Annotated in this window: 7 protein-coding genes; 1 reads left to right on the top strand and 6 read right to left on the bottom strand. The window is 38.2% G+C overall.

Annotated elements, in window-relative coordinates; all coding sequences use genetic code 11:
- The 6 genes from SGI74_14020 to SGI74_13995 all read right to left on the bottom strand — a co-directional run.
- Positions 1 to 204: sortase (locus SGI74_14020; protein ID MDZ4678610.1), on the bottom strand; the 204-nt coding region annotated here is incomplete at its 3' end.
- Between the two features lie 344 nt (positions 205 to 548).
- Positions 549 to 1,562, bottom strand: a complete 1,014-nt coding sequence (locus SGI74_14015; GenBank protein MDZ4678609.1) for an alpha/beta hydrolase — start codon at positions 1,560 to 1,562, stop codon at positions 549 to 551.
- A gap of 5 nt (positions 1,563 to 1,567) precedes the next feature.
- Positions 1,568 to 2,530 carry a serine hydrolase gene (locus tag SGI74_14010; GenBank protein MDZ4678608.1) on the bottom strand — a complete coding sequence of 321 codons (963 nt, stop codon included), beginning with the start codon at positions 2,528 to 2,530 and terminating at the stop codon, positions 1,568 to 1,570.
- 172 nt (positions 2,531 to 2,702) lie between these two features.
- The gene (locus tag SGI74_14005; protein MDZ4678607.1) at positions 2,703 to 4,292 is read right to left on the bottom strand and encodes a PEP/pyruvate-binding domain-containing protein; all 1,590 of its coding nucleotides are present in this window, start codon (positions 4,290 to 4,292) and stop codon (positions 2,703 to 2,705) included.
- Between the two features lie 23 nt (positions 4,293 to 4,315).
- Positions 4,316 to 5,695 (bottom strand): hypothetical protein, encoded by a 1,380-nt coding sequence (locus SGI74_14000; GenBank protein ID MDZ4678606.1) that lies wholly within the window; start codon positions 5,693 to 5,695, stop codon positions 4,316 to 4,318.
- A gap of 15 nt (positions 5,696 to 5,710) precedes the next feature.
- A complete protein-coding gene (locus SGI74_13995; GenBank protein MDZ4678605.1) occupies positions 5,711 to 7,525 on the bottom strand; it encodes a hypothetical protein in 1,815 nt (604 codons plus the stop codon).
- Between the two features lie 282 nt (positions 7,526 to 7,807).
- Here SGI74_13995 and SGI74_13990 point away from each other — a divergent pair.
- Positions 7,808 to 9,368, top strand: a 1,561-nt coding sequence (locus SGI74_13990; GenBank protein MDZ4678604.1) for an SWIM zinc finger family protein, incomplete at its 3' end; no start/stop codon positions are given.

Genomic DNA, 9,368 nt, shown 5'->3' with positions numbered 1-9,368 from the left:
TGGTGTTGGTGTTGGTGTTGGTGTTGGTGTTGGTGTTGGTGTTGGTGTTGGTGTTGGTGTTGGTGTTGGTGTTGGTGTTGGTGTTGGTGTTGGTGTTGGACTCATTACGGGTTTGTCTTCAGTTAATTTTTTGGTTGAAGGCAATTGTTGAAAGCTAATTCCATCACCACAAGCTGAAATCAGCATGCAAGATGTCGTCAACACGGAATATAATAAAACTCTAGAGCCCAGGTACTTCAATGGTCGTTCCCCCAATATATTACAAAGCATAAGTAGTGCCAAAGGTCAGTTCAAAGAATTACTGAGGAGTTTTACAAGCTTACTGTAAAATAGAATGTTATGTCTTTTGTCGAGAATTCAAACGGTTTTATGAAACATGTTGTTTGAGATTGAACGCGCGGTTAAAAAGTTTGCTGGCATAGCTTCAGCGAGTACGTAAGAGCTGTTTTTAAAAATTTTATTTAAACTGTCTTAAAATCTAACACTATCATTTTGTAGACAGTTTATTTGAAATCACATTTGATTACTAAATCAAGGTCACAATCTTGTTATCTAATCCAACCCATGATTTTTGGATCATTAATGAGATCAGAATGCTCAGCATTTGAATAAAACTTTGTATAGGGAATGCCTTCGGGCGGTAATGCATCTTCTTCACATATGCGTCCATCACCAGGTTTTTTTAAAGCATTGAGATCCCAACCCTTATCAAGCGCTTTAATTGCAAACAATGTTGGTCGTGTCTTTGAGAGAACCACTTTGATTGGCGGATAAGAAATATTTTTACTAACCATAAGTTCTCGAAATTCTTTAGCCTGTTTTAAGGCTTCAATCATAAATTTTTCGATTTTTTCTTTTGATTCTTTTGAAGTTTTAAACAAACCCCATTGGTTTTTTTGCCAAGTTTGAACTGAAAAATAATCAGTCAAGTGGGGTACTCCATTTTTATCAAGTGCGCCGTGACCAGTGAGGGGAAAGCTTGTGTAAACGGGGGTCATCGAGCCCAATACTGCGGGGGATAAAATTCTTTTATTTAATCCAAAGGCCCTTACAACTTGTAAGTCTGGTAAAAAACCAATTCCTCCTCGAAACGGAACTCCAATAAATACAATGCTCTCAAATAAATCGGGTCTTTGGTTAAGTAAAGCGAGGGTAAGCATTCCGCCATTACTGTGGGCTATAACCTTTACTTTGCTGCCATGTTTTTGTTTTATTGATTCAATAAATTTTTCAAAAAGATTTAGTGTTTCAAAATTGCTTCGACGCCAATCATAGACAAAAGAATAAAATGGCTGCTCCCAAGAGGCCATGGCTTTTAATAATACGCCATAAGGTGAAATCCTGTACAGCCCTGGTATGACCGACACATCATCTTGGGCCGCATGAACACTTAAGCCATCTTTTTCCTGAACATTATTATTCCATATAAGTGGAAGCCCAATGGCTGGAGTATGTAATGCAAGTACCTGAAGGGGTGTGATCCAAACAATTTTATTTTCTTTATTAATGAGGCGTGCACCCTTAAAGCCGTGAATAAAAACTATAGGAACTTGTGAATTCATCCCACCTATTTCTCATATCTGGTGTACTCATGCAAGAGTCCTCCTGCAAGAAGTGCAGCTGATTCATCAGAGCCAGTATCTGCAAGTATAGCGAGTCCGTATTCTTTACCTTTTACATTAAACACCACTACATGATTACGCACCCGAACGCTGTATTGTGTACCATTGGCATTTTGCGTACTACCAGTTTCTGGATTTACGGTGGAGCCATCGTAGGTTCCTGTTTTACCGCCAATATAAAGACTACTTGGTAAATATTTACGTGCACGTGATTCGCCAGTGCGACAGGTGTGCATTATTTTCCACTGGACTTCAGCACCTGGGTAATTACCTTGGTAAGTATCATAAAGAAACTCTGCTAACTCTTCAGTTGTAAGTTCGTTGCCGTGCATATCGCCCCAGTAACCTTGAAATCCACGTGTGCGTAAATATCCCATGCGTTGAGTGAAGGCGTGAGTTGTGGCGCGACCGCGATCATCATAACCATCGCCGATTTGTTTTTGTAATTCTGTCCATGCAGTGTTTGAAGAGACAACGAGCATATCGGCCATTAATTGTAATTGTGATTTTGATAATTTTCCGTTCTTTTTATCAAGCAAAGTGGCAGCTGTGAAAATTTTAGCAACAGATGCACCAAATATTTTTAGCCTCGCACTTGCACTTTGAGCAATGACCTGATGGCGGTCGAGATCCATTAAAGTCCACTGCACTAAATGCCCAGGGATTGTTAAGGTCTCTTGTTTTAATTTTAAATAAGCATTTTGTTCTGCGAGACCAAACTTGATGTTACCCCCGCGTGCAAGTTCTAGTTTTTTACCTTTGACAGATATTTTTTTAAGACTTCGGCCATCAGGTAAAGTCATAAATGAGTTATCAATTTCAGGATGTGTAGGCATGGCAGCATTAACGGTGTCAGTAGCTAGTAGAGTAAATACAATCCCAAATGCAATTTGCATTGAATTATGCATAAGGCCCCCTCCATGAGAATCGTGCATGCCTTCCCCAAGGCAATGCGCGCATGGTTAAATTTTATGATGTATAAAATTTAACAATCTGAAGTGAGGCGAACAAGTCCAGTTCGACTTTTAGCTTAAGCTCAAAGTCGAACTGGTCATTGGTATTGAATTTATGTTTTTGAAATTAATTAAGATACGGACGTGCTTGTTTTAAATAAACCTGTCGTGATTTTGTGTCATCAGCATCTACTTTAAATTCGATGTCGAGTGAAAAATCATGATTATCTTTGCCCACTAGATTTTTAAAATGGGCCTCAGCTTTTAGCGATTGAAATACAAGATCTTTCATTTCTTCATCGGTCATTACTGAATTTGGGTTATCTTGAGGTAAAATCGTTATCGAGTCGTCAGCAATGTTTGATCGTTGGAGTACTTTGATTTGATAGGTTGCTTGATCTAATGGATTGTTTTTATCAATCAAAACCAGTACACGCTCTGGATGTGTGCCCGGTTCGGGGTTAGCAACGCTGAATTTATCACCTCGTTGGCTTTCAAGATATACGCCGTGACCTGTATAGCGACTATCTTGGGCCACATTTTTTGTGATGAGAACACCATCAGCAATTTCTTTTTTGAATGACAAGTTTACTTGGATTCCCATTTTTACTTCACCGTGAGGAATACTATAGAGTGTGCGTTCGTCAAATGCGCGACGATTCCAAACCGAAGCCCAAACTATGCGTAATGCACTTTTAAGACTTTCAACTTTAAGGTCACGTGGTTTTTCTATTTCTTTTTGCGATTTCGCATCTTTTTCAGTTGGTTTATATGATTCAGAATCATACAGGCCTGTGCCATTAAAATTGGGGAGGTCTTCAGAATTTGTTGAGCTTCGTAATTTCATTTTACGTGGCAATCCTTTGGGTGTTTTAAACTGATCCATTTTTGCCAAAAGATTATCGATTAAATTTTGTGAAACTAAGTTATCTGGCGCGAGCATTAAATTTCTAAGTGCTAATAATTTTCGCTCTCTATATTCAGGCTTTGCAACTTTAGACATCAACGGATCACGCAGTATTTGTTCAATAGCTGATTTGATTGTTGGATTTTGATTAATAAATTCTTGGTAATATGAAAAAGGAATAGCAAAACCAGGCCTGACAACTATTCTTTGTGCTGAGTTTAAAACCTTTGCAAGTTCAGCGTAGTTTGCAGCTTTTGAACCTACTTTATCTGCATCTTGCCATGTTAATTCTTCAGCTGATAATATTCTGGTTTCAATCAAATTAGATTTTAATGTAACTGGAGCAACAACTCGCTTTTTTGCAAAATCAATTGCATTTTGCTCTGTTGAAACTTTAATACTGATACTTCCATCTTTACCTAAAAGCATGTGAACCCAATCGCCATCTTTAAACGGCTTAAGGAGTTCATTTTGAAGTCCACCGGGTAGTTCTGAGATATCGAGATTCGGAGTATGTCGTGCTTTTGATTTTAATTGAATGTGTGAATTTTGATTTTGTTGCTTAAGTGTGATTGCACCTGCCACTACAGACATGTGAGCTGGTAATTCTTCAAAAACAGGAATTGAAAGTGCATAAAGATTTTGAAATTTTGGTGATTCAGTCATTATGTCGTTTGTGGTGAGATAGATAAGTTGCCCATGGGCTTCACCGAACTGCATAATTTTCGCTTGGGCCAATGCCTCAGAGGCACTAAATAAACAAAACAGTAATGAGACTAAAACTTTGAAACCAGCATTTGCATTAATCATTTTATAATTCCTTTAATTATTAACTATTTAATTTTCAAAATCACAATTGCTGCCGTATTTACGGCAGACGATTTAATTGTATTATCAATAAATGAACTCATTTTTGGCATCACTAAAACCCATTGATCAAAAGCAGGTCTAAATGCTTCATTGAGAGTATCTAGGGCTATATCTGTTGCACTGCTTAAATGTGTGGCTGCGACTTTGGGTGCGGTAACGGTGCTGAGTTCTTGCTTGAAGTATTCCCAATTATCTTTAATGAGAAATCCTTCAATATAAATACTGTTAAGTATAGTGGCAAGGGCTGCGACTACTTCAGTTGGTTTTAATTTTGATAAATCTTTTAATTCAATTTCTTTATTGAGAAATTGTGAAGTGGCAGCGATCACAAGTAATGCATCTGTCTTTTTCTCGTAAGGTACAAATTTCACATCAGCAATATTTGATTTCATGTCTGCAACGAGTGCAGATAGTTCGTAAAGTGCGCCGATACTGGCGCCTTTTTGAACGATTACTTCAGCAAGTTTTTTAATTTGAGCTGAACCCAACTTTGCCGCGCGCTTTGCAATTTCACTTGCACTTGAACTGTAATAGTCACGTAGAATTTTTTGAACTTCTTCAAAGTTGGCAGGTTTGTCATCGGGGAAGTCTTTATAAAAACGATCAATTTCAGCGATCACATTTAAAGAGAGTTGGTTATGGACCATGTTTCTGATTTGATAAACACGTCTTGTTACGGGTGCGTCTATGCCAAGAATTAAAAGGTATTCATCATAAGTGGTGGCAACTAAATCTCGAGCTCTATTTAAAGCTGCGAGTCCCCCCAGGGGGCTATCTTTAACGAGTAAGAGTGCGGGTAAAAACTGAGGTAAGTTATTGTTAAATGAACTTAAGTAAAAATTAAAAAAATAATACGCAAATGTTTGTTCATTTTGAGCATCACTGATCCCGCGTTTTTTAAAATTCATAGCGATTTTAGAAGTAGGAGAATGCTCTACGTAATACTTTTCGAGTACCCAATGTCTCAACATTGAGGCTGCTTTTGGAAATGCTTTTGCATTTTCAAGGAGGAGGCTTTGGTGATCTAGGGGGTGATTACTTCGATAATCGCCAAACACGTACTCACCCATGAGTTCGTAATAATTTGTTGTAAATAAATTTCCGACATAAAAATCATATTCTTTTGCGAGTATGTCTGCAGTTTCGTTTCGATAGGCTGCTTGAAATATTGAATCAACGGGGGTTATTCCGCCGATAATGGGTTCACGAGACAGTGGGCCTTGTAATACATTTTGGTCAAAGGGGCCCTTACTCTGCATCTCTAAGTTTTTAAAAGCCGTAGTAAGATCAGCGTGTGTATTAACGCTGATCAAACTTAATAGAATTAAAACCAGAGCTTTCATTTTATACCTATTTCATTATTGTAATTGATTTAAAAGTTCAGCGGCTTCTGCATCAAAAGCTGCTTCTCCGCACTCATTTTTATTCGATGTTGGTGCACAACCCCTCACACGACCCAATAAACGTACGACACGCTTAAAAGTGGGTGAATTAGTTTCTGCAAATGAAGAGTAAAGCTGAAGTTTATCTCTCTCATAACTTTGCTCATAGAGTTTGTATTGACCATTGAGTGTGAGGGTGGTCACAGTTTTACGTTTTGCATCAAGATAAGAGTGCACAGAAGTTGTGGGATTTTCGAAAACAAATATGCCATCAACAACGGTGAAAACTTTTTGTGCGCCATACAAGCTTGTGTAAAATTCAAGCTTATGATCAGCGTTTACTTGCATATCCACACCTTCACGACGACCCATGTTATCTGTACCCTGAAGGCCATATGAGATAAAATATTCAACCCCCATGACTTCAAGTTGGCCATCACCGTCGATATCAAATAGGTCAAAGTCTTGTGGTCGGTTTCCAAAATATTTAACTTGGATCATCTTCTCGTTTTGTACGGGAAAGATATGGCGCAATTCCCAAATATGACCTGATGAAAGGCGCGAACAGCCATGAGAAACGTCGCCTCGTTTTACTGTCCATAAAATATTATGATTGGTTGGAACACCTAGCATCTTTTTGGTGTCAGCACTTGGCCCATAAAATCGAACTGCAGGATTATGATATCCGTTACCGACAGCTTCGTAATCCATTTTAGGTATCCAGCCATAGTAAGGTTCATCGCGAATATTATCTACGTCGCGACCACCGCCATAGGCATGAAAATTCCAAAGTCCTGGGGTTGAGAACGTGTGAATTTGATTTCCAAATTGATCACGTGTTGAAGCCATCACAGAGCCGGTAGGGTAAATCGTTGTGAATTCAGGGTAGCTCAAATAACATTTTTGAACATTTGCACATTGAAGGGCACTTTCCCATTGCCCATGAGCACCTACCACTTGGATGTCGTATTTATTGCCTGTGACTAATTTAAAAAGCTCTAATGCTGAATTTAAAAAAAGTGTTTCGTCACTACTAACTGCTAAGGTGGCAGTGCTTAATAGTTTTTGGAGAATTTCAGGTGTCGGCTTTTGAACATAATTAATGCGACCCCAAAGAAGTGAATTTATAGCAACAACGGCTTGTTTTGGGTCACTTGCAAGTTGGGCAATACCATTTTCATTTGTACCTACGGTTTGTTGTATTTGAGATTTCCATTTTAAAAATTCTTGAGTGAGATTAAGGCGCAGTTTAAAAACACGGCCCAAATTTAGCTCACTTAAAACCCTGAGACTTTTTGAATAAATACTTTGTGCTGATTCGTTACCTAACTTTGCACGTTCTACGAATGGCAAAATACCATAGGCTGATGACTCAATAATTTTACTGTAATAATCTAATTGAGCAATGGCTCTTGTATTCTTATCCGCTGGAATCGACACAAAACGTTTAGTAATACCGACAGTTTGAATTTTTTTATAAAATTCATAGCGTTTCACAAGATCAAATAAATAATCACTCAATGTCTGTTCATCTAAAATAACTGAAATGCGCGTTTGGTTTCCGCGTGCTAAGCGTAGGTGAAGGCGCTCAGGGTATTGGGTGCGCATTGCAAAACCTGTATAAAAACTTGGGTAATACATGCTCACAGCTGCGGGGCCGGGTGACCAGCTTGTTCCCCAATAGGGAAGTGCTTGATTGTAATCTTTAATCGTAATTTCGCTTTGGCTACTTGAAATTGAAGGAATTGATAATAACAAACTTGAGATAACTAAAAACGCCAGTGACTTCATAAATACATCCTTACAAATAAAGATAGGTGTCGTTTAAAAAACAACACCCTATGACGCGAACAGTTACTCATCATTAAGAGCGGTGTAAAGGAAAACTAATTCACAAAATTCTTAATTATCTCAGTAATGTAGGAACCCCTGTATATTTTATCAGGCAAAATGATGGATGAGGCAAAATGACGTCAAATTTTTTATTTAGTAACCACATTTGTATAAATCGTATAAAGTGCACGTTTGGTCATATCAATATGAATTAATATCGAACTTTTGGGATACTAAAAGATGTCTTTAGCTGCACGTTGTATAGCAAATTTTGATTCCACAATAAGAAGTCGCGGTGCCGAGTATTTTCAAAGAGGTCAGGTTAAACTTTTATCTGTCGAAGATAAAAAATGGACCTTTGAAGTATTAAGTTCTAGCGGATCTCAATACAAAATTATTCTTGCCCATAACGATGCTCATACGAGTTTGCAAGCTGCATGTGAGTGTCCGTATTTTGAGAGCGGTCTTCTGTGTAAGCATGTGTGGGCATCTATTTTAGAAGCAGATAAACAAGGTCTTGATCAAAAAGTTCCAAGACAACATAAGCTCTTTGTTCTTCACGGGCTTTCCCTGGATGATGACGATGACGATGACGAAGATGATGATGGTGATAGTGATAGTGATGAAAATGAAGATTCTGATAACGGTGATAGTGATGCTGACAATGACAAAGATCATCCCTTAGCTTTGCCAGTTGCAGAAAGCCCCAAATTTGAACGCGCATTGCCCTTAAGTTGGAATGACCGGCTTAAAAATATGAGTGCCGTTGATTTCAATACAACTAAAGAATCGGCTTCTACGTATTATGAAGCCTGGTATCTGGTAGAGCCACATGAGACTCATGAATCAATAAAAAATAGAACCAGTGTTTACTTTTACTACCGACAGCGCCTTGGCACTGATCAGTGGGGTAAAATCAGAGAACTTCGATTTGAAGATGACATGTTACCTTTGTTTTCTGATCTAGCTGATCAAGAGCTTTTACCTTTCTTAAACGGAATAGGGGCGCGTAGTAGTAGTCAAACACCTTGGAGTTCAGGGCATAGTCGGGCCGATATTTCGTCATCTCTGTACGAAATTTTATTGCCACAACTTAGTGCTACAGGGCGTTTTGTATTATTAAAAAAAGATCGTATCTTAAACCCTGATCAAGTTACTCCTTTAAAGTGGGGTGGTAAATCGACGTGTCAGTTTCAACTTGAATTAACCCAGCAAAATGAAAAATGGATACTCGATGGCTTCATCTTAAAAGATGGTGAAAGAATTGATCTTGCGCAAATTCCTTTTTTACTTAAACAGTTTTTTATATATCAAGATTGTATCAATCTTTTTGATTCTTCAAAATACTGGCATTGGATCACCGAATTTCGAACAAAAGGCCCTATTGAAGTTTTAGAAAGCGATATCGAAACATTTATTCAAGAGCTCATTCGAATTCCTGATTTACCGCTAGCAAATTGGCCTGCGCAATTAGCTTGGCAACAAATTGACATGAAACCAACTTTTGCGCGTATGGTTTTTATTCCATCAAGTGCACGTAGTTTTCAGACATACCGATACAATGTTTCATTTAATTATTCAGGCATTACAATCGCTGCTGATAACATCAACCCCTCGATTGTTGATCAAACTCAAAAACGCATTATTTTGCGTGATAAAGCGGCTGAACAAAGTGAGTTAGCTTTTTTAAAGCAGCATCATGACATTGATAATTTTGATTTTATAGAACTCGATAAATTGCCAGGTGTCGCCTCAGCATTAATAGCACAAGGTTGGCGCGTAGAAGTATCTGGAAAAAAAC

This window comes from Oligoflexia bacterium, from assembly GCA_034439615.1.
Classification (GTDB): domain Bacteria; phylum Bdellovibrionota; class Bdellovibrionia; order JABDDW01; family JABDDW01; genus JAWXAT01.
Note: the sequence above shows the minus strand (reverse complement) of the source record. Positions and strands in the feature narration are given on the sequence as shown.

Excerpts from the sequence above, each read along its gene's own strand:
- SGI74_14015 (MDZ4678609.1), bottom strand. The coding sequence starts at position 1,562 with ATGAATTCACAAGTTCCTATAGTTTTTATTCACGGCTTTAAGGGTGCA.
- SGI74_14010 (MDZ4678608.1), bottom strand. The coding sequence starts at position 2,530 with ATGCATAATTCAATGCAAATTGCATTTGGGATTGTATTTACTCTACTA.
- SGI74_14005 (MDZ4678607.1), bottom strand. The coding sequence starts at position 4,292 with ATGATTAATGCAAATGCTGGTTTCAAAGTTTTAGTCTCATTACTGTTT.
- SGI74_14000 (MDZ4678606.1), bottom strand. The coding sequence starts at position 5,695 with ATGAAAGCTCTGGTTTTAATTCTATTAAGTTTGATCAGCGTTAATACA.
- SGI74_13995 (MDZ4678605.1), bottom strand. The coding sequence starts at position 7,525 with ATGAAGTCACTGGCGTTTTTAGTTATCTCAAGTTTGTTATTATCAATT.